1 protein-coding gene is annotated in these 275 nt (G+C 52.0%); it reads right to left on the bottom strand.

Annotated elements, in window-relative coordinates; all coding sequences use genetic code 11:
- Positions 1–275 (bottom strand): virulence-associated E family protein (locus tag DWW13_RS19680; protein WP_243026218.1); only part of this gene is annotated, 275 nt, incomplete at both ends.

Raw genomic sequence — 275 nt, 5'->3', positions numbered from 1 at the left:
TGGGTTTCATAGGGTATCTTGTAAACCTCTTTCTGCCGGCTTAAAAATGACTTGATTTCCTCAATGCTCTTGGCGTTGGCGGTTGCCATCATTTCCGACATTTCGATCATCCAGTGACCTTGCAGCTTGCGGTACACATTGTCATCGTCCAGCTTCCGCAAATCATCGGAGAACCACTCGTCCCGGACTGCCAGCAGACGGAAGAAGGTGGACTTGCCAGCCCCCTGACCGCCGACCAGACAGAGCATGATTTCAAACTTGCACCCCGGCTGAAA

Source organism: Blautia sp. AF14-40 (assembly GCF_003479665.1).
GTDB lineage: Bacteria > Bacillota > Clostridia > Lachnospirales > Lachnospiraceae > Fusicatenibacter > Fusicatenibacter saccharivorans.
Note: the sequence above shows the minus strand (reverse complement) of the source record. Positions and strands in the feature narration are given on the sequence as shown.